Below are 19,055 nucleotides of genomic sequence, written 5' to 3'. Positions count from 1 at the left end.
TGTCCGGGTGCGGGCCCTACGCCAGGGGCGGGTCGGCGAGCTCGGCCTCGGGAACGTCGTCGGGCTCGGCGACCCAGCCGGAGAAGACCGGCACCCCGTGCCACGGGCCCACCCCGCCGCCCCGCCGGTCGGTGGCGACGGCCACCACCGCGTACGGGTGGCCGAAGCGCAGCTCGGCGGTGCGGGCCACCCCCTCCGGGGGCAGGCTCACCGTCCCGAACACCCCGGTCACGGCCGCCGCCTCGAACCCGTACCGGCTGTACCGGGCGACGACGGCCTGCCGCGCCTCGATGTCAATGCCCCCGACCAGCGGGGTGAGGACCCGGGCGAGGGCGGAGAACCCGAGCCCCGGACCGGTCAGGTCGTGCTCGGCGCGGGCCGACCAGCAGGGCAGCGCCGCAGCGTGCCGCTCCTCCCGGCGGTCGCGGGCGTGGGTGCGGACGGTCTCCTCACGCAGCGTCCACAGCGGCGTCGCGCCCAGCGGCAGTTCGAACAGCGACCGCCGGCCGGCGGGCTCGTCGGCGTCGGCGTCGGCGTCGGCCGCGATCCGGTACGCGGCGGCGAGCACGTCTGCGGGGGCGACCCCGGGAGCGGCGGCCACCGACACGACCAGTAGCCCGGCCCCGTCCCCGGGTTCGGCGGCGTCGTTCCCGCCCCCCGGTCCGGCCGCCGCCGTGTGCACGGCGACGTCGCCGGCCTCCGGCGTCGCGGCGATCCACGCCCGGTGCCCGTACGCCGGGGTGCGCAGCACCCGGGTCAGCCGTCCGGCCCAGGGGCTGTCGGGTCCCAGCGCCGCGGCCGGGGCGAGGTCGAACGGGTCGGCCCAGGAGATCCGGGTGGCCACGGCCGAGGCCAGCGCGAGCACGACGCGGGGCGAGAGGGCCAGCGGGAACCTGTCGAGCAGACCGGCGCTGTGCCTGCGCGCCCAGGCGTCCAGGCCGGCCTGGTCCGGCAGCGGGCCGGTCTCTGTGGCGCGGGGGAGGGTGGCCCGCCAGGCGGCCAGCGCGTCAGTGTCCGCGTCCGGCCGGTGCCAGACGGCGGTGGCGGCCGGCGCCAGCGGGTGCGGGGCGTCGAGCAGCGCGGTGGCGGTTCGCGCCGCCGTCGCCGGGTCGGTGCCCAACGCGTCGGCGAGGCCGTCGGTGTCGGGGACGGCCGACCCGCACAGCGCGAGCAACAGCCAGGCACCCAGCGGGGACGCGACGTGGTGTCGGTCGCCGACCGAGCCGTGCAGCCGGGCGGCGTAGCGGGCCAGCGGGCCGTGGAGGTTCGTCGTCATGCCTCTACTGTGCCCGCCCGGGCCGGTCCCTCACGAAAACAGCTCGAACGGTTCGTCGATCTCCTCTCCGGCCAGGAAGGCGGTGAGCAGCCCGGGCAGCCGGCCCGGATAGAACCGATCCGGGCTACCGACGACCTCGGCGACCGGCCACCAGCGGAACCCGAAGTAGTCCTCCCGCTCGTAGTCCAGCCGGTCGGTCTCGTCGACCTCCGGGCCGGGGCCGTCCAGCGGTACCACCACGACGACCTCGTCCTGCACGTGGCGCAGCCGGCGGTGGATGAAGCTGGCCCGCCGCCGCCAGCGCGGCGGACCGACCCGTTCCGGCGCCACCCGGATGCCGGTCTCCTCGCGTAACTCCCGAACGGCCGTGTCGAGGTACGTCTCGCCGGGGTCGACGCCGCCGCCGGGCAGCTCCCACCAGGTGCCGAGCCGGGGGTGGTCCGGGTCGCGGGTGTGGAACAACAGGAGCCGCCGGTCGGCGTCGAGCACCACCAGCCGTACCGCGCGCCGCTCGACGACCGGAAGGTCGTCTGGGATGCCCGTCACCGTCGCTCCTCGCGTTCGCTGCCTCAGGTGGCCCGGTCGCTCCCATGGTGCCTGACGGCGGCGGTGGCCCGCGCGTCGGCCGGAGCGCGCGGCGGGCCGGCGGGCCGGATGTCAGCCGGGGTGGACGGCGACGGCGTCGCCCACCCCGGTCGGCAGCGGGTAGGGGCGCTCCGCGGGCAGCAGCGCCTCGGCCGATGCGTCATCACCCGCGTCGAGCCGGGCCCGGACCGTCCGGGCCGTCGCGGTGACGTCGGTGATCCCGACGATCCACTCGTCGACGTACCGCCGGGCGGCCTCGCCGGCCAGGCCCATCTGCAGGGACCGGTGGGGCAGCGGCTGCGCCCGCACGGTCCGCTCCGGGTCCCACTGCACCCGCACCGGGCTGGTGCGCAGCCGCCGGGCCCAGCCGTCCCGGTCGCCGTGCAGGCCGGGCTCGTAGCCGCTCAGGCAGGCGTGCGCCAGGGCCCACTCGAATCCGGCGCGGGTGATCTCGACGGCGAGCACCCGCTCCTGGCCCGGCTTCCGAGCCCAACCGCAGCGGTACATCATCCAGCGGAACGACGGCTTGATCCAGGTCATCCGGTCCCGCTTGAACGGGGGCACGAACCGGCCGGCCGCCACCGCCGGCCCGGCGATCTCCGGCGGGTACGCCTGGTACACGGTCAGCGTGTCGGCGGTGTACTTGGCGCGGATCTGGCGCAGGGGGGTGGTCACGTCGGCATCGTCGCGGGTCGGGCCACCCCGCCTCCACCGCTTTTCGTCTCCACCGCGCCTGCCCCGCTGCTCTGTGCCCGACAGGGGTCGGCGGCGGGCCGGGGGGAGGGGTTAGGCTGCCCGCCGTGGCAGGTCTGTTGAGGAGTGTGGCGTCCCGGCTGGGGCGGGTGACCCGCGGGGCCGCCCCGACGCGTACCCCCGGTCCGATTCCGGCCCAGGTCGCGCGGCGCCGGCAGGTCGCGGCGTTGCAGCGGCGGGAGCTCAGCTACGCCCCGGAACCCGACGGGCAGGCAGACCCGGGCGAGGTCGTCTGGACCTGGGTCCCCTACGAGGACGACCCCCGGCAGGGCAAGGACCGGCCGGTCCTGGTCGTCGGCCGGGCCAGCCACACCCTGTTCGGCCTGATACTGTCCAGCCAGGGCGAGCGGGACGGCCAGCGACACTGGCTCTCCCTCGGCCCCGGCACCTGGGACCGCGACAACCGGCCGAGCTGGGTACGCCTCGATCGGGTGCTCACCATGCGGGAGGACAGCATCCGGCGCGAGGGCGCGGTGCTGGACCGGCCCCGCTTCGACCGGGTCGGCCAGGCCCTGCGTGCCGGCTATGGCTGGCGCTGACCCCGCGCCGCTGTCCGGCCCGGGCGGTCAACACTCGGCGAGGTGCGGGCTGTCCAAGAGTTGCCGGGTGGGGCCGGACGCGCCGACGCTCTTGGCCCGGTACATGGCCGCGTCGGCGCGGTCGAGCGCCTCGGTGAGCTGGGCGGGGCCGGTCACCGGGGCCAGGCCGACCGAGGCGGTGACCCGGAGGCTGAGACCGTCGAGCGGGATGGGCGCGGCGAGCGCCTCGCAGAGCCGGCGGGACGCGTGCTCGATCCACCGTCGGTCGACCGTCGGGCTGGTCAGCAGGCCGGCGAACTCGTCGCCGCCGAGGCGGGCCACCAGGTTGTCGCCGGCGAACGCGGCCAGCCGCTCGGCCACGCTGATCAGCACCCGGTCCCCGGCGGCGTGCCCGTAGCGGTCGTTGACCTGCTTGAAGTCGTCCAGGTCGAGCACCACCGCGATCAGCGGCTGGCCGACGGCATCGGTGAGCAGAGTGGTGGCCAGCCGGAAGAAGGCCCGTCGGTTGGGCAGCCCGGTGAGCGGGTCGTGGCTCGCGGCGTGCCGTTCGGCGGCGAGTTCCGCCTGGAGGTGCTCGATCTCCGCCTCGGCCAGCAGGGCGCGGCGGCGTAGCTGCCACGCGGACACGAGGGCCCCGGCGGCTGAGATGCCGGATGCGATGGTCAACGGATCCGGCACGAACCCTCCCCCTCGCCGCGTCCGCCCGCTGGCCCTGCCCGATGCCGGCCGGCGCGTCCCTACACACCCGCATTTTCCCTGGTGCGGCCCCGATTCGAGTAACCCAAAGTGAACGAATGGGTACACCGCACGTGCGTTATCATGCTCGTTGTCCGGTGCAGATGCAATAGCAGATGCACGTGCAGCAGCATCGTTTTCGACCCACCCCCTCGCCAGCACCGCTCCTCCCCGCGGCATAGGCAGGCTCTTGAAGAGAAAGACGCCCCCATGCAGCAGCCCCACAACGGCGTTCCCGCCGCGCAGCTCCCCCCGCTGAAGTGGCAGAAGAGCCGACGGAGCAACCCCAGCGGCAACTGCGTCGAGTTGGCCGAACTCCCCGGCGGCGGCGGGATCGCCCTGCGCAACTCGCGCCACCCCGAGGGTCCGGCGCTGATCTACACGGTGGACGAGATCGCCGCCTTCGTGCTCGGCGCCCGGGACGGGGACTTCGACGATCTGATCGGCTGACCCAGCGTCACCGGCCGGCTCCGTCCCGTCGATGGGACCAAAACACCCTTCGGGCGGGTACACCTCACTGTCGGTCCATGGCATGCTTACACGTCGGCCGGGGTCGGGGCCCGGTTGACGGAGGCTGGCAAGCGGAGGTCGGCACGTGACGATGGTTCCCACGGAAGGTGGCCCAGCCACCGGCCCGACCGTGCTGCGCATGCTGCTCGGCGCCCAACTGCGCCGCCTGCGTGAGGCCGTCGGGGTGACCAGGGAGGGCGCCGGCTGGGAGATCCGGGCCTCCGAATCGAAGATCAGCCGGATGGAGCTGGGCCGGGTCGGCTTCAAGGAGCGCGACGTCGCCGACCTGCTCAGCCTCTACGGGGTCACCGATTCCGAGGAGCGCGAGGCCCTGCTCAAGCTTGCCCGGGACGCCAACAGTCCGGGCTGGTGGCACCGTTACGGCGACGTGTTGCCGTCCTGGTTCCAGTCCTACCTGGGCCTGGAGGCGGCCGCCGCGCTGATCCGCAGCTACGAGGTCCAGTTCGTGCCCGGCCTGCTCCAGACCCCGGAATACGCCCGGGCGGTCGTCCTGCTCGGCCACCGCGGTGCCGGCGCGGACGAGATCGACCGGCGGGTGGGCCTGCGCATGCAGCGCCAGGAGTTGTTGCGCCGCCCGCAGCCGCCCCAGCTGTGGGCGGTGGTCGACGAGGCCGCGCTGCGCCGACCGATCGGCGGCCCCGAGGTGATGCGCGGCCAGTTCGCCGCCCTGATCGAGGCGACCCGGTCGCCGCACGTGCGGTTGCAGATCATCCCGTTCGACGCGGGCGGGCACGCCGCGGCGGGCGGTGCCTTCACCATCCTGCGCTTCGGCGACCAGGACCTGCCGGACATCGTCTACATCGAGCAGCTCACCAGCGCCATCTACCTCGACAAGCGCGAGGACCTCGACTACTACGCGGCGGCCATGGAGCGCCTCTGTGTGGAGGCCGAGCCCCCGGAGCGAACGCCGGAGCTGCTGGCCCGGCTGCGTGACGAGATCCTTCCGGGCTGACGGGTTCCCGGGCGCGGAGTCGGCCCGGGAGCCTCTACCATGGTCGGGACCGACGACAGTGGACGGACGTCGGCGCGCCGATGCCGGCGCAGAGCCATGGAGGAGCCTTGACCCCCGACGCCCCCGGTGCCCCGACCGACCCCGTCCACCGCAGCGACCGGATCGACACCTCGGTGGCGCATCCCGCCCGCCGCTACAACTACTGGCTGGGCGGCAAGGACAACTTCCAGGCCGACCGCGACTCGGGTGACGCGATGGCCGCGGCCTTCCCGACCATCCGCGTCACCGCCCTGGAGAACCGCCGCTTCCTCCAGCGGGCGGTGCGCTACCTGGCCCGTGAGGCCGGCATGCGGCAGTTCCTCGACATCGGCACCGGCATCCCCACCGCCGACAACACCCACGAGGTCGCCCAGGCCGTCGCCCCGCAGACCCGGGTGGTGTACGTCGACAACGACCCCATCGTGCTCGCCCACGCCCGCGCCCTGCTGACCAGCGCACCCGAGGGCGCCACCGCCTACATCGACGCCGACCTTCGCGACCCGGAGAAGATCCTTTCCCACCCCGACCTGCGGCGCACCATCGACCTCGGGCAGCCGGTGGCGCTGATGCTGGTGGCGATCCTGCACTTCCTGTCCGACCCGGACGAGCCGTACGCGCTGGTCCGGCGGCTGCTGGACGCCCTGCCCCCGGGCAGCCACCTGGCCGCCACGCACGCCACCTACGACCACCTCCCGGGGCAGGTCGGCGAGGACGCCAGGGCGGCGACGAGGAACGGGGGCGGGTACGGCGCGCTCTACCTGCGCAGCCTGGCCGATTTCACCCGGTTCTTCAACGGCCTGGAACTGGTCGAGCCGGGCATCGTCTCCGCAGCCGAGTGGCGTGCCGCCGCGGAGCCGCAGCCCCGGCCCTCGGCGGTCGACGTCAGCCTGTACGCGGCCGTGGCGCGCAAGCCCTGACCGGCAACGGCGCGCCCGCACATGGCTGCTCCCATGTCCGGACTTCGCGGTCCCGGGCGGGCACCGCGGCTGGTGCCCACCACGGCCGGCAGGCAGACTGACCCTCATGTCGCCGTTCACCCCCGGCCTGCGGCTGCACGACCGGTACGTCCTGCGCGCGCGCATCGGCCTCGGCGGGATGTCCGAGGTGTGGCGTGCCGACGACGAGGTGCTGCACCGTCCCGTCGCGGTCAAGGCGCTCGCGGGACAGCCCGCCGCCGACTCGCAGCTACGCGCCACCATCCAGCGCGAGGCCCGGGCCGCCGCCCGGCTCACCCATCCGCACGTCACCCAGGTGTACGACTACGGCGAGGCGACCCTGGCCGGCGGCACCGTGCTCCCCTACCTGGTGATGGAGCTGGTCGACGGGCACAGCCTGGCCGACCGGCTCACCGCCGGCCCGCTGCCCTGGCCGGAGGCCGTCCGGGTGGCCGGGCAGGTCGCCGGCGCCCTCGCCGCCGCGCACCGCATCGGCGTGGTGCACCAGGACGTCAAGCCGGGCAACGTCATGCTCACCGGGACCGGCGCCAAGGTGCTCGACTTCGGCATCGCCGCGCTCGCCGGCCCGCGCCACCCGCTCGCCGGCCCGTCCTCCGGTCACAGCGGCGAGCTGATGATGGGCACCCCGGGGTACTTCGCGCCCGAGCGGATGACCCCCGGGCCGCCGGACCCGGCCAGCGACGTCTACGCCCTCGGCGCGCTGCTCTACCGGGCCCTCACCGGCAGCGCCCCGCTGCCCGTGCAGACCTGGGAGGACGCCGTCGAGGTGCACGCCCGGCGGGTGCCGGTGCCTCCGCTGCGGGTCACCGGGCTGCCCCCGGACGTCGCCGCGCTCACCCTCGCCTGCCTGGACGTCGATCCCGCCCGCAGACCCACCACCGCCGAGTTGGCCGCCCGGTTCGGCGCGGCACCCCCGGCGGAACCACCGACCGCGCTCCTGCCCGTCGTGCCTCCGGCCGCACCGCACCCGCTGACCCTGATCGACCGGGCCGGCCCACCCACCACCCGTGCCGCCCCCGGCCCGACGACCCGGTCCGCGTCGCCGTTCTCCGCCTCGGCCTCGGTCGCGTCGCCGTTCTCCGCCTCGGTCGCCTCGTCCTCGGTCGCCTCGCCTCCGGGCGGGTCGTGGCCGGGGGTGTCGCCTCCGGTCGCCCCGCCCGGGCGGTCGCGGCACGGAAACCGATTGCTCGGCGTCCTTGTCGTGGCCGGGGTGGCGCTGTTGGTCGGGCTGTTCGCCCTCGGCGGCGGGTCCCCGGCCCCGCCGGCCGCCGCACCCGGCGTGACCACTCCAGCTCCCCGGCCGACGGCGACGCGGGCCGCGGCCCCCGCGCCGACCAGCGCAGCGCCGCGCCCGGCCTCCCCGACCACCACTCGAACTCGCCCGGTCACCCTGCGCGAGCTGGCCGCCGAGTTCATCGCAGTGGTCGACGAGGCGCAGGCCCGCGGCGAGGTCGACCGGAAAACCGCCGACGAGCTGCGCGACAAGGCCGAGGCGCTGAACCGGGCCAAGCTCAAGGACCGGGTCAAGCGGGTCCGGGACCTGCTCGAACGGGTCGCCGAGGCGGTCGAGCGGGACCGGCTCGGCGCGGCGGTGGCGAACCGACTGCGCGATCTGCTCACCGGGTACGGCCACCTGCGCGGTGTGGATGCGGACTGACCGCCGTCAGCCCCGGCGCGACTGCAGCGGGTGACGGCGTGGCGGTCGGCGGAGACGGTCATTAGCTTTGTCGGATGATCAGCACGCAACCGCTCCTGCCCTTCCCCCGTACGATCGCTGCCGGTCCCGAGCCCGGCTCCGACGGGCCCGTGGGATTCGTCACGGGTTTGGTCGAACGGCTGGGCGGTCCCGGCGCGGGACTGGCGGTCGCGCTTGAGAACCTCTTCCCGCCCATCCCCAGCGAGGTGATCCTGCCGCTGGCCGGGTTCGTCGCCAGCCAGGGAAGAATGAGCCTGGTCGGGGCGATCGGCTGGACCACCCTCGGCTCCGTGGTCGGTGCCCTCGCGTTGTACGTGATCGGCGCCATGTTGGGCCGGGACCGGATGCGCGCCATCGTCGCGCGACTGCCGCTGGTCAAGCTCGAGGACGTCGACCGGACGGAGGCGTGGTTCCTCCGGCACGGGGTCAAGGCGGTGTTCTTCGGCCGGATGATCCCGGTGTTCCGCAGCCTCATCTCGATCCCGGCCGGCGTGGAACGGATGCCGGTGCCGACCTTCCTGCTGTTCACGACCCTCGGCAGCCTGATCTGGAACACGATCTTCGTGATGGCGGGCTATCTGCTGGGGGAGAAGTGGCACCTCGTCGAGGGCTACGTCGGCACGTTCCAGAACGTGGTCATCGCGGTGTGCGCGGTGGCGCTCGGCTGGTTCGTCGTCACCCGGGTGCGGCGTGCCCGCGCCGCCCGACGGCTGCCCGTCGACAAGCCCGCCCCGGCCGCCCCGGCCGACGCTGTCCACGCCTCGGACGCGGAGGCGTCGCCGTCGGTCGGGCCGGAGTTCGGTGGGGAACGCGAGTACCGGGGGACCGTCTACCGCAGCGGGTCCTGGCGGGGAGAACCCGAGCGCTGACCCGGTGGCCGCCGCCCAGCGCCAGGCTGGCCCTTGGCCGGCCACCGCGCAGATGGGTGGTGGGGAGGTGGGGCAGGGGGGGGCCGCAGTTCGGCGTTCGCGCGTCCGGCTGGGCGGGCGGACGGCCTGCGGCCTGTGGCCGGCGGGCGCGATCATCGTGGAGGGTCTCGTGGACGGGGATGTCCGGTGCCCCTATGGAGCTGCCCCGTTTGTGCTACCGGCTCGGCGGTAGCACAAACGGGGCAGCTCCATAGGAACCAGCGGAGGGCTGGACGGTTGGGCGGTGGCGGCACGATCGAGCATGGCGGACAAGGGAACAGCGGCGGGGCCGGAGGGGGTCCGGCGGCATCCGATCGGCGGAACATGGGCCGGCCCGGGGGACTCACTGCAGTGGGACCGCAGCGTGAAGCGGGTGTACGTCGACCTGGTGGCCGGGGCCGACGCGGTGACCGTCGCGGGGCCTGAGCGTACAGTCGGACGGTGGACCGTACCGAATCCCTGCCGGCACAGACGCGACCGCCCGGCGTGGCGCCCGCCGATCCGGGCAGCGTGCTGCTGCCCGGGCACGACGTGCCGCTCGGCCGCTACACGACGGTGCGTCGGCTGCTGCCGCAGCGTCAGCGGCGGATGGTCGGGGCCTGGTGCTTCGTCGACCACTTCGGGCCGGACGACGTCGCCGAGCGGCCCGGGATGGAGGTGCCGCCGCACCCGCACACCGGGTTGCAGACGGTCACCTGGCTGCTCGACGGGGAGATCGTGCACCGGGACAGCCTCGGCAACGTCCAGCCGATCCGGCCGGGGCAGCTCAACGTGATGACCTCCGGCCACGGCATCGCCCACTCGGAGCGGTCACCGGCGGCGCATCCGCCGGTGATGCACGGCGTACAGCTCTGGGTGGCCCTGCCGGACCCGGCGCGGGCGGCGGTGCCCGACTTCGCCCACCACGAGGACCTGCCGGTGTGGCGCGACGGCGACCTCGACGTCACGCTGCTGGCCGGGGAGCTGGGCGGGGAGCGGTCCCCGGCGGTGCTGCACACCCCGCTGGTCGGCGCGCAGCTCACGGCCCGGGGCGCGGTGCCGGCCCGGCTGCCGCTGCGCCGGGACTTCGAGTACGGCCTGCTGGCGATGTCCGGTTCCGCCCAGGTGGGTGACGTGCCGCTGGAGCCGGGTGCGCTGCTCTACCTCGGTGCCGGCCGGGAGAGCCTTGCCCTGAGCGCGGCGCCGGGGAGCCGGCTGCTGCTGCTCGGCGGGGCGCCGTTCGAGGAGCCGCTGGTGATGTGGTGGAACTTCGTCGGCCGGTCGCACGAGGAGGTCGTCGCGGCCCGCGAGGACTGGGCGGCCGGCCGCCGGTTCGGGACGGTGGCAGACGACGCGGCGCCGCCGCTGCCGGCGCCCGCGCTGCCGACCACCCGGCTCAAGGCCCGCACCCGGCACGGCGACATCCGGGCCTGAACCCCGGGCGGGGCCGGGCGGAACGGGCGCCGGCGGGTGGAGGCGTGGCGGGTGGCGACGCGGGTAGTCGCGGGCATGCCGACCACTGCGATCTCGAGCATCGAGGACAAGAAACGACTGGCTCGCCGGCTCGCCGGCAGCGGGCGAGGGTTCGCCGAGCAGTACGGGTTCCGGGTCACCAACAATCCGTCCAGCCTGTTCCAGCTCCTCGTCCTGTCGGTCCTGCTGGCCCGGCGGGGCGACTTCCGGCGGGCCCTGGACACCGCCGCCGCGCTGCGCGACGCCGGCTGGGACAGCGCGGCCCGGATGGCCCGTTCGCTGCACGCCGACCGGGCGCGGGTGCTGCGGGCGGCCGGGCAGCGCGGCGACGTGGACGCCCTCGCCGACACCCTGGGCGACCTCGCCCGTGCCGTGGTGGATCGGTATCGGGGTGACCTGCGCCGGCTGCGCGCCGCGGCGCACCACGACCCGGCCGGCGAGCGGGCGCAGCTGGCTGAGCTGCCCGGGGTCGACGCCGGGGTGGTCGACCTGTTCCTGCGCGAGGCGCAGGCGCTGTGGCGGGAGGTGGCCCCGGTGGCGGACCGACGGGCGCTCGCGGCGGCCCGCCGGCTCGGCCTGGGGCGGTCCGCGACCGATCTCGCCCACCTGGCCGGCGGCGGCGAGTCGGAGCGGCTGGCCTGGCTGGTCGGCGCGCTCGCCCGGGTGGACCTGGAGAAGCGGTACGCCGAGCTGGCCGACTGAACGTGTGCCGGCCCACAGTTCCTCGAAATTTGACCGTAAGTACGATGGCGGAAGCTATGATGATCTCGGCAGTCGAGTTCGCCCGGTTCGGGCGGACGTGGCCGCCCGGCGGTGCGACCCGGTTCGGGTCGCGGTCACCGCTGGGAGACAGGTTCTGCGTGGCGCCCCAGGTCGCGGTTCGTGGCCCGGGGCGCCCGCCTGTCTCCGGCCGGCCCGCTCATCTGACGAGCCCGGCCAGCAGGTTCACCGTCGCGGCGATGATCACCGCCCCGAACAGGTACGACACCAGCGCGTGCCGCAGCACGGTCGTACGCATCTCGTTGCTGGTCAGGTTCGTGTCGGAGACCTGGAAGGTCATCCCCACCGTGAACGCCAGATAGGCGAAGTCCGAGTAGCGCGGGCGCTGCGCCTGGTGGAACATAACCCCACCGTCGGGTCCACCGTAGTAGATCCGGGCGTACCGGGCGGTGAAGACGGTGTGCACCACCAGCCAGGACAGCAGCACGCTGGCCACACCCAGCATGCCGTAGGCGTCCTGGGGCAGCCCCGGCCGGGCGCTGCGCGCGATGACCAGCACGACCGCGACGGCGACCAGGCTGGACAGGCAGGCGACCAGCAGCAGCAGGTCGCGGGTGGGCCGGTTCGGGTCCTCGCGTACGGCGAGCCGGGCGGTCCGCTCGGCGTCCGACGGCCACAGTGTGCGCCAGACCAGCACCAGCCAGCTCAGCGCCGCCACGTCCCAGCCCACGAGAGGGCCGAGTGACGGCGGGCCGACGAGCGCGAACAGGCCGCCGCCCAGCCCGCCGGCCAGCCCGAGCACGGCGAGCTGGACCACCGCCGGGGTGTGCCCGTCCCTGCCGCGCACCCACCCGCTCCCGACGGCGTGGCGCTCAGATGCCGCGCAGGTGCTGCGAGACCCGGGTGTGCGGGTTCCGGGCCTGCGCCGCGCGCTGCGACCTGCCGATCTCCGGGGCGGCGTCGATCTTGGCGGAGCGGGCCACCTCGTTGCCGTTGGCGTAGTCGACCGGGGGCAGGGCCCGCAACGCGCGCAGCACGTCCGGCGGCGCCCCCTCCCGCTGCGCCTCGCGTACCACGTCGGCCTTATCGGCCGGGTAGTCGAGGCTGGACAGGTACCGCAGGACGTCGTCGTAACTCGCCATGGTGTGGGCTCTCCTCGCCGGTTCGATCCGGTTCACGACTTCACGACCGGCCGCGGTTACCCACCCGCCGGCCGCCCACGCCCGTCCGTCGCGGGGAAATCGCGGACGCGGCCCGTCCGGGTCGATCCGGCCGGCCGCCGTTTCCGGCCCCTCGGGACGGGTACGCGACCGGCCCGATGCAGCGGAAGGAGCACCGCCATGAACTACGACACCTTCGTCGAACAGGTGGCCCTGCGGGCACAGGTCCCCGGGGAGCGGGCCGTGGAGCTGACCCGCGCCACGCTGGAGACCCTGGCGGAGCGGCTGACCGGCGGCGAGGTGCTCGACCTCGCGGCGCAGCTGCCGAAGCCGTTGCAGCTGGTCCTGCGGCCGAGCCCGGACACCGAGGCCGCCGACCGGTTCGGCGCGGCCGAGTTCGTGGCCCGGGTCGGCCAGCGGGCCGGCCTGGACGAGCGGGCCGCCCGGGACGCCGTCCGGGCGGTGTTCGTCACCCTGCGCGAGGCGGTCACCGGCGGGGAGTTCGACGACATCGTGGTCCAGATGCCGCGCGACTACCGGGACATGGTCGAGCCGGCGCTCGCCCCGGGGGCGGCCGTCCCGCGCCGACCCTGACCGGCCGGCCCACCCCGGCCGGGTTCAGCGAACGTGTCGGTGTCGTGCCACCCCGGGGCCGGCCCCGAGGCGGCGGCCCTCAGGCGACCGCGCCGGCGGCGCGCAGGGCGGCGATCCGGTCGGCGGCCAGGCCGGCCTCCGCCAGCACCTCGTCGGTGTGCTCGCCCGGGTGCGGCGGCGGCCGGCGCAGCGCCGTCGGCGTGCCGGTGAACCGGGGCGCGGGCGCCGGCTGGGTTGCCCCGGCGTGCTCCACGAACACCCGCCGGGCCGCCAGGTGCGGGTGCTCCGGGGCCTCCCTCCAGTCCAGCACCGGCGCGACGCATGCGTCCGAGGAGCCGAGCAGCGCCGTCCACTCGTCGCGGGTGCGGGTGCGGAACAGCCGCGCCCACGCCGCGCGCAGCGCCGGCCAGTTCGCCGGGTCGTCGCGGTCCGGCGCCTCGTCGCCGGGCAGCGGGAACCCGGTACGCCGGACCAGCTCCGCGTAGAAGCGGGACTCCAGGGCGCCGACGGCGAGGTGGCGGCCGTCCGCGCACTCGTACGTGTCGTAGAACGGCGCGCCGCCGTCGAGCAGGTTGACCCCGCGCGGGTCCTGCCACAGGCCGAGCCGGCGCAGCGCGTGGACCTGGGTGGACAGCACCGCCACCCCGTCCACGATCGCCGCGTCGACCACCTGTCCGGGCGCTCCGCCCCGGACGGCGTACAGGGCCGAGACGATGCCCAGGGCCAGCATCATCCCGCCGCCGCCGAAGTCGCCGAGCAGGTTCAGCGGCGGCACCGGACGTTCACCGGCCCGGCCGATGCCGTGCAGCGCCCCGGTCAGGGCCAGGTAGTCGATGTCGTGCCCGGCGTACGGGGCGAGCGGGCCGTCCTGCCCCCAGCCGGTCATCCGCCCGTACACCAGGCGGGGGTTGACCGCACGGCAGTCGGCGGGGCCCAGGCCGAGCCGCTCGGTCACCCCGGGGCGGAAGCCCTCGAGCAGCGCGTCCGCGCGGCCGACCAGGGCCAGCACCGCGTCCCGGCCGCCGGCCGACTTCAGGTCCACCGCGACCGAGCGGCGGCCCCGGTTGAGCAGGTCCGGGTGCGGGGTGCCGAACGCCGACGGGTCGACGTCGGTGGCCCGGTCCACCCGGATGACGTCGGCGCCCAGGTCGGCCAGCATCATCGCGGCGAACGGGCCGGGGCCGATGCCGGCCAGCTCGACCACCCGCACCCCGGCCAGCGGGCCGGCCCCGCCGCCGGCCGCCGCCCGGCCCGCGTCGGGGTGGCTCACGCGCTCGTCCATCGGGCCACCATAGGCGTTTCGCGTTTGTCCCCGTAAGGTGCCGGGAATCCGCCCCCGCGCGTTCCGGCCCGATCACCGCTGGTGACGGCGGGGGTCGCGGCTTGGCGAGTCGACCGGGCTGACCTAACCTTGTCGCACGAGGGGAGTACTTCCCACGAATCATTCCGGTCAGTACGGCGTGCCCGGAGCACGCCTCGGGTGGTTGCCCACGGGTACGTGGGTGAAGGAGACCTCGAACATGAGACGGTGTTCGAGGGGATTCCATGACCGAATTGTCTTATCTGTCCGCCGGTGAGTTGTCATCGGTGGGCACGCCCACGCTCTGGGCGGTCACCATCGCCGGCGTGCTCGCGCTGCTGGTGCTGGACTTCCTCGTCACCCGCAAGCCGCACGAGGTGTCGCTCAAGGAGGCGCTCGGCTGGTCCGCCTTCTACATCGCCCTGCCGCTGGCCTTCGGCGCCTGGGTCTGGTCCCGCTTCGGCTCCCAGCAGGGCGTGGAGTACCTGACCGGCTACCTGGTCGAGAAGTCCCTCTCGGTCGACAACCTGTTCGTCTTCATGCTGCTGCTGGCGGCGTTCGCGGTGCCCGCCGCCCTCGCCCAGCGGGTGCTGCTCTACGGCATCGCCGGCGCGCTGGTGCTGCGGGCGATCTTCATCGCCCTCGGCGCGGCGGCCCTGCAGACCCTCGACTTCGCCTTCCTGATCTTCGCGGCGATCCTCATCGTCACCGCCGTCAAGCTGCTCCGTGACGCCGTCTCCGGCCACGAGCAGACGGTGGACATCAACAAGATGCGGTCGGTGAAACTGCTACGCCGGTTCATGCCGGTCGTCGAGGAGTACCAGGGCACGAGGATGGTCGTCCGGCAGAACGGCCGCCGGGCGCTCACCCCGCTCGCCCTCGTGGTGGTCGCGGTGTTCGCCACCGACATCGTCTTCGCCGTCGACTCGGTGCCCGCCGTGTACGGCATCACCGAGGACCCCTACCTCGTCTTCGCCACCAACGCCTTCGCCCTGCTCGGCCTGCGGGCGCTGTACTTCGTGCTGCACGCCGCGCTGAGCCGGCTGGTGCACCTCAGCTACGGCCTGGCCTTCATCCTCGCCTTCATCGGCGTCAAGCTCGGCCTGCACTGGGCGCACGGGATCTGGCCGAGCGTGCCGCAGATCCCCACGCTGGCCTCGCTCGGGGTGATCATCGGCGTGCTGGTCGTCGTCACGTTCACCAGCCTCCGGGCCACCCGCAACGCCACACCGGGCGACAAGGAGACCGTCGCCGACCGGCACTGACCGCGCCGACGGCCGGGCGTCACCGCCCGCCGTCGACATCGCCACGCCGCGACGGGCGTGGGCGGGACTCCGGCCCGACCCGCGTCCGCCGTGGTCGTCCGCCCCGGCGGGTCCGGGCGAACGGTGCCGTCGCGATCCGGCAGGTGGTACGACTGACTGGTGGGAATCGTGTCACCGGGCTTCCAGGGCCGGCCCCGCTCGGCGGAGCCGGCCCTGCCACCGGGGCAGTACCTGACCGAGGACTTCCCGGTGCTCTCCGCCGGCCCCACCCCGAAGGTGCGGCCGGACACCTGGGAGTTCGTCGTCACCACCGAGACCGGCGCGGAGCGCCGCTGGTCCTGGGCCGAGTTCACCGCCCTGCCCCAGGACACCCCGACCGTCGACATCCACTGCGTCACCCGCTGGTCCAAGCTCGCGACGACCTGGCAGGGCGTCTCGCTGGACGTCCTGCTCGACGGCGTCGACACCGACGCGGCGTACGCCCTGGTCCACTCGTACGGCGGGTACACCACCAACCTGCCGCTGGCCGACCTGCGCGGCGGCCGGGCCTGGGTGGCGCACCGCTTCGACGGCCGCGACCTGCCCGCCGAGCACGGCGGCCCGGCCCGGCTGCTGGTGCCCCACCTCTACTTCTGGAAGTCCGCGAAGTGGGTGCGCGGCATCCGGCTCAAGACCATGGACGAGCCCGGCTTCTGGGAGACCGCCGGGTACCACGCCTACGGCGACCCGTGGCGCGAGCAGCGCTACACCGGCGATTGAACGCGCCGTCGAACGCCCCGCTGACCTGGCGGGTGGCCCGGCTGGTCGAGCGGCGGGGCGAGACGCCGACCGCGCGGACGCTCGTCATCGACGCGCCCGGCTGGCCCGGGCACCTGCCCGGCCAGCACGTCGACGTCCGGCTCACCGCGTCCGACGGGTACCAGGCAGCCCGGTCGTACTCCCTCGCCGGGCCGGCCGACGGCGACCGGATCGCACTGACCGTGCAGCGGGTGCCCGACGGCGAGGTGTCGCCGTACCTGATCGACGTCTGGGCCCCGGGCGACCCGGTGGAGGTGCGCGGCCCCGTCGGCGGCTGGTTCGTGTGGCGGCGCACGGAGACCGCGCCGGTGCTGCTGGTCGCCGGCGGCTCGGGCGTGGTGCCGCTGATGGCGATGGTCCGGGCCCGCCGGGCCGCCGGCAGCCGGGCGCCGTTCCGGCTGGTCTACTCGGTGCGCACCCCGGCCGACGTGTTCTACGCCGAGGAGCTGCGCCGCCGCGCCCGCGACGACCAGGGCCTCGACGTGGCGTACGTGTACACCCGGGCCGTGCCCGACGGGTGGCGCGGCGAGCCGCACCGGATCGGGCTGGCCGACGTGAACGTCCACGGCTGGCCGCCCGACCTGGAGCCGCTCTGTTACGTCTGCGGGCCGACCGGCTTCGTCGAGACGGTGGCGGACCTGCTGGTGGGCCTGGGCCACCAGCCCCGGCGGGTCCGCACCGAACGTTTCGGCCCAACCGGTTGACCGAGGCCCGGCCGGACGCGGCCGGCACCAGCCGATCCGGCCCCGACCCGCCCGAGGAGACCCGATGACCGAGATGACCTACCTGGACGGCAACATGCTCGACGGCCCGCTGCGCGAGCTGTTCGCCGTCGACCTGAGCGCCGCCACCGGGCGCTGCCAGTCGTGCGGCATGACCGGCCCGCTCGCCGGCCTGCACGTCTACCCGCACGCCCCCGGCCTGGTCGCCCGCTGCCCGGCCTGCGCGGCGGTGATGCTGCGCCTGGTCCGGGCGCCCGACCGGGCCTGGCTGGATCTGCGCGGCACCACCTACCTCCAGGTGCCCATGCCCCCCGAGCAGCCCCAACCCATCTGACGCGCCGTCGCGTCGCCGATCCGCGCGAGGCCGGTGCCTCCCGACCGCCTGATCGGCGGTGGCGGTGGCGGTGGCCCGGTGCCGGGCCACCGCCGCGGTGCCCGTAGGGGCGGCGCGGGTACCCGACCGGCCACCGATCTGCCACCGGGTGTTGCGCTCCCCGGCCCGACTGCGCGAGGCTGATTCCCGGGACAGCGATCTGCCGTTCGGGGGCGAGGATCGATGGCATCACTGGCGACGTCCGGGTGGCATCCCCAGGTCAAACCCGAGCACGGCCTGCACCGGCTGCCGGGCGGCCGGATCCGCGTTGGCGGATCGGTCTACGGCATCGCGGCCGAGGTGCTCGATCCCACCGGCGCGATCTGGGCGACGCTGTGCGCCGCCGACGGCACCCGCGGCGTCGAGGAGATCGTCCGGCAGGTGCTCGCCGCGCACCCGGGCGAGCAGGCCGGCGCCGTCCGCGCCGCGCTCGACCTGTTCGCCGCCGCCGGGTACCTCACCGACGCGGTCGCCCCCGACCCGCCGGAACTGACCGACCGGGACCGGGAGCGCCACGACCGGGGCCGCCGGTTCCACCGCTGGATCGACCTGGTGCCGCGCGCCACCTCCTGGGAGCCGCAGCTCGCCTTGAAGCGCTCCCGGGCGGTCGTGGTCGGGCTGGGCGGCACCGGCGGGGCCGCCGCGCTCGCCCTGGCCGCCGGCGGGGTCGGGCGGCTGCACTGCGTCGACCCCGACGTGGTCGAGCTGTCCAACCTCAACCGCCAGACCACGTACGTGGAGGACGACATCGGCCGGCCGAAGGTGGACGCCGCGGTGGCCCGGCTGCGCCGGCTCAACTCCGACATCGAGGTCACCGGCGAGCGGTCCGAGGTGCGCGGGCCGGCCGACCTGCGCCGGCTGGTCGCCGGCTGCGACGTGCTGCTGCTCTGCGCCGACCGGCCGGGCGCCATCCGGGCCTGGGCCAACCGGGTCTGCCTGGGCACCGCGACCCCCTGGGTGGACGCCGGGTACCACGGCCCGGTGGTGACGGCGGCGGCGTACCTGCCCCGGGTGGGTCCGTGCTACGAGTGCTTCTGGCTCGCCGAGCACGACAAGCGCCGCCGCGACGACCCGGCCGCCGAGTACACCGTGCAGCGGGAGAGCAGCAGCGCGGTCAGCGCGTCCTCGGCCGGCCTGTCCGGGCACCTCGCCGCCCACCTGGCGACGGCCCTGCTGACCGGCGTGCCGGCCGTCCGGCCCGGTCAGCTCCAGGGGATCAACCTGGTCGCCCCCGACCAGCACTTCCTCATCGCCCACCCGCCGCACCCGCGCTGCCCCGCCGGCTGCGGCGGGACACCCGTCGACGCGGCGGTCGTCGCCGGCCAGGCAGCGCGCGGATGAGCGTCGAGGCCGCCGGCTCCGGCCGGGTCCTGCCGCACGAGCTGCGCCCGGAGCGCGTCCGGCGGCTGGTCGGCCGACCGGTCACCGGGCGGGCGCGGAGGATCCCGGCCCCCTCGGAGGGAGGTGAGAACCGTGGAGCAGATCGTCATCCGGAAGCTGGACAAGGTGGAGACGACCAGTGCGAGCAACCCCAGCGGCAACTGAAGCCGGCCCGCCCCGGCGTGCCACGGGGCACCCTGGCCGACGGCCTGCGCGCCGTCCTCGGCGCCGGTCAGCGGGAGCCCGCTCCGCCGGGGGAGGCGACCTGATCCGCCGGTCCGCCCCGGGCCGGTGCCGTCGCCGCACCGTGCCGTCCGGTCG

21 protein-coding genes are annotated in these 19,055 nt (G+C 75.0%); 14 read left to right on the top strand and 7 right to left on the bottom strand.

The features are described from left to right. Positions 1-16 precede the first annotated feature (16 nt). The 3 genes from ACQPZO_RS18365 to ACQPZO_RS18355 form a co-directional block, all read right to left on the bottom strand. Positions 17-1,276 (bottom strand): hypothetical protein, encoded by a 1,260-nt coding sequence (locus ACQPZO_RS18365; RefSeq protein ID WP_433342568.1) that lies wholly within the window; start codon positions 1,274-1,276, stop codon positions 17-19. A gap of 30 nt (positions 1,277-1,306) precedes the next feature. Next, positions 1,307-1,822 carry an NUDIX hydrolase gene (locus ACQPZO_RS18360; RefSeq protein ID WP_433342567.1) on the bottom strand — a complete coding sequence of 172 codons (516 nt, stop codon included), beginning with the start codon at positions 1,820-1,822 and terminating at the stop codon, positions 1,307-1,309. A gap of 111 nt (positions 1,823-1,933) precedes the next feature. Further along, complete coding sequence (locus ACQPZO_RS18355; protein WP_433342565.1) at positions 1,934-2,536, bottom strand: DUF4291 domain-containing protein; 603 nt, start codon at positions 2,534-2,536, stop codon at positions 1,934-1,936. 125 nt (positions 2,537-2,661) lie between these two features. Between ACQPZO_RS18355 and ACQPZO_RS18350 the strand changes: the two genes are divergently transcribed. Continuing rightward, positions 2,662-3,153 (top strand): type II toxin-antitoxin system PemK/MazF family toxin, encoded by a 492-nt coding sequence (locus tag ACQPZO_RS18350; protein WP_433342564.1) that lies wholly within the window; start codon positions 2,662-2,664, stop codon positions 3,151-3,153. Between the two features lie 27 nt (positions 3,154-3,180). Here ACQPZO_RS18350 and ACQPZO_RS18345 read toward each other — a convergent pair whose 3' ends face one another. Continuing rightward, a complete protein-coding gene (locus tag ACQPZO_RS18345; RefSeq protein ID WP_433342562.1) occupies positions 3,181-3,831 on the bottom strand; it encodes a GGDEF domain-containing protein in 651 nt (216 codons plus the stop codon). 267 nt (positions 3,832-4,098) lie between these two features. On the opposite strand from ACQPZO_RS18345, the gene ACQPZO_RS18340 reads away from it, so the two are divergent. The 7 genes from ACQPZO_RS18340 (at position 4,099) to ACQPZO_RS18310 (ending at position 11,124) form a co-directional block, all read left to right on the top strand. Next, positions 4,099-4,338: a DUF397 domain-containing protein gene (locus ACQPZO_RS18340; protein WP_433342560.1), complete on the top strand. Its 240-nt coding sequence runs from the start codon at positions 4,099-4,101 to the stop codon at positions 4,336-4,338. A 151-nt stretch (positions 4,339-4,489) separates the two neighbouring features. After that, the gene (locus ACQPZO_RS18335; RefSeq protein ID WP_433351068.1) at positions 4,490-5,371 is read left to right on the top strand and encodes a helix-turn-helix domain-containing protein; all 882 of its coding nucleotides are present in this window, start codon (positions 4,490-4,492) and stop codon (positions 5,369-5,371) included. Positions 5,372-5,478: 107 nt separating this feature from the next. Beyond that, a complete protein-coding gene (locus ACQPZO_RS18330; protein ID WP_433342558.1) occupies positions 5,479-6,327 on the top strand; it encodes an SAM-dependent methyltransferase in 849 nt (282 codons plus the stop codon). Between the two features lie 106 nt (positions 6,328-6,433). Beyond that, the gene (locus ACQPZO_RS18325; RefSeq protein WP_433342556.1) at positions 6,434-8,023 is read left to right on the top strand and encodes a protein kinase domain-containing protein; all 1,590 of its coding nucleotides are present in this window, start codon (positions 6,434-6,436) and stop codon (positions 8,021-8,023) included. A 74-nt stretch (positions 8,024-8,097) separates the two neighbouring features. Further along, complete coding sequence (locus ACQPZO_RS18320; RefSeq protein WP_433342554.1) at positions 8,098-8,931, top strand: DedA family protein; 834 nt, start codon at positions 8,098-8,100, stop codon at positions 8,929-8,931. A gap of 480 nt (positions 8,932-9,411) precedes the next feature. After that, complete coding sequence (locus ACQPZO_RS18315) at positions 9,412-10,383, top strand: pirin family protein (RefSeq protein ID WP_433342553.1); 972 nt, start codon at positions 9,412-9,414, stop codon at positions 10,381-10,383. Positions 10,384-10,458: 75 nt separating this feature from the next. After that, positions 10,459-11,124, top strand: coding sequence for a hypothetical protein (locus tag ACQPZO_RS18310; RefSeq protein WP_433351066.1), 666 nt, complete (start codon positions 10,459-10,461; stop codon positions 11,122-11,124). Positions 11,125-11,341: 217 nt separating this feature from the next. On the opposite strand, the gene ACQPZO_RS18305 is transcribed toward ACQPZO_RS18310, so the two are convergent. Both ACQPZO_RS18305 and ACQPZO_RS18300 read right to left on the bottom strand, forming a co-directional pair. Beyond that, entirely contained in the window at positions 11,342-11,989 is a 648-nt protein-coding gene (locus tag ACQPZO_RS18305) for a DUF1345 domain-containing protein (RefSeq protein ID WP_433342551.1), read from the bottom strand. Between the two features lie 25 nt (positions 11,990-12,014). Further along, positions 12,015-12,284, bottom strand: coding sequence for a DUF2795 domain-containing protein (locus ACQPZO_RS18300; protein ID WP_433342550.1), 270 nt, complete (start codon positions 12,282-12,284; stop codon positions 12,015-12,017). 198 nt (positions 12,285-12,482) lie between these two features. Between ACQPZO_RS18300 and ACQPZO_RS18295 the strand changes: the two genes are divergently transcribed. Beyond that, positions 12,483-12,896 carry a DUF2267 domain-containing protein gene (locus tag ACQPZO_RS18295; protein ID WP_433342548.1) on the top strand — a complete coding sequence of 138 codons (414 nt, stop codon included), beginning with the start codon at positions 12,483-12,485 and terminating at the stop codon, positions 12,894-12,896. A 79-nt stretch (positions 12,897-12,975) separates the two neighbouring features. On the opposite strand, the gene ACQPZO_RS18290 is transcribed toward ACQPZO_RS18295, so the two are convergent. Further along, positions 12,976-14,178, bottom strand: coding sequence for a CaiB/BaiF CoA transferase family protein (locus tag ACQPZO_RS18290; protein WP_433342546.1), 1,203 nt, complete (start codon positions 14,176-14,178; stop codon positions 12,976-12,978). 263 nt (positions 14,179-14,441) lie between these two features. Here ACQPZO_RS18290 and ACQPZO_RS18285 point away from each other — a divergent pair, with 263 nt between their 5' ends. The 5 genes from ACQPZO_RS18285 (at position 14,442) to ACQPZO_RS18265 (ending at position 18,695) form a co-directional block, all read left to right on the top strand. After that, entirely contained in the window at positions 14,442-15,461 is a 1,020-nt protein-coding gene (locus tag ACQPZO_RS18285) for a TerC/Alx family metal homeostasis membrane protein (RefSeq protein WP_433342545.1), read from the top strand. A gap of 168 nt (positions 15,462-15,629) precedes the next feature. After that, positions 15,630-16,220, top strand: coding sequence for a sulfite oxidase-like oxidoreductase (locus ACQPZO_RS18280; protein ID WP_433351065.1), 591 nt, complete (start codon positions 15,630-15,632; stop codon positions 16,218-16,220). Then, complete coding sequence (locus ACQPZO_RS18275; protein WP_433342543.1) at positions 16,217-16,963, top strand: ferredoxin reductase; 747 nt, start codon at positions 16,217-16,219, stop codon at positions 16,961-16,963. The genes ACQPZO_RS18280 and ACQPZO_RS18275 overlap by 4 nt, the downstream gene beginning before the upstream one ends. A 64-nt stretch (positions 16,964-17,027) precedes the next feature. Then, positions 17,028-17,315: a DUF6510 family protein gene (locus tag ACQPZO_RS18270; RefSeq protein WP_433342541.1), complete on the top strand. Its 288-nt coding sequence runs from the start codon at positions 17,028-17,030 to the stop codon at positions 17,313-17,315. 222 nt (positions 17,316-17,537) lie between these two features. Further along, on the top strand, positions 17,538-18,695 hold the full coding sequence (locus ACQPZO_RS18265) for a HesA/MoeB/ThiF family protein (protein WP_433342539.1): 1,158 nt from the start codon (positions 17,538-17,540) through the stop codon (positions 18,693-18,695). Positions 18,696-19,055 lie beyond the last annotated feature (360 nt).

It is taken from the genome of Micromonospora sp. CA-111912 (assembly GCF_050948415.1).
Lineage (GTDB): Bacteria > Actinomycetota > Actinomycetes > Mycobacteriales > Micromonosporaceae > Micromonospora.
The sequence above is the reverse complement of the archived record's forward strand: the minus strand, read 5'-3'. Positions and strand labels throughout refer to the sequence as shown.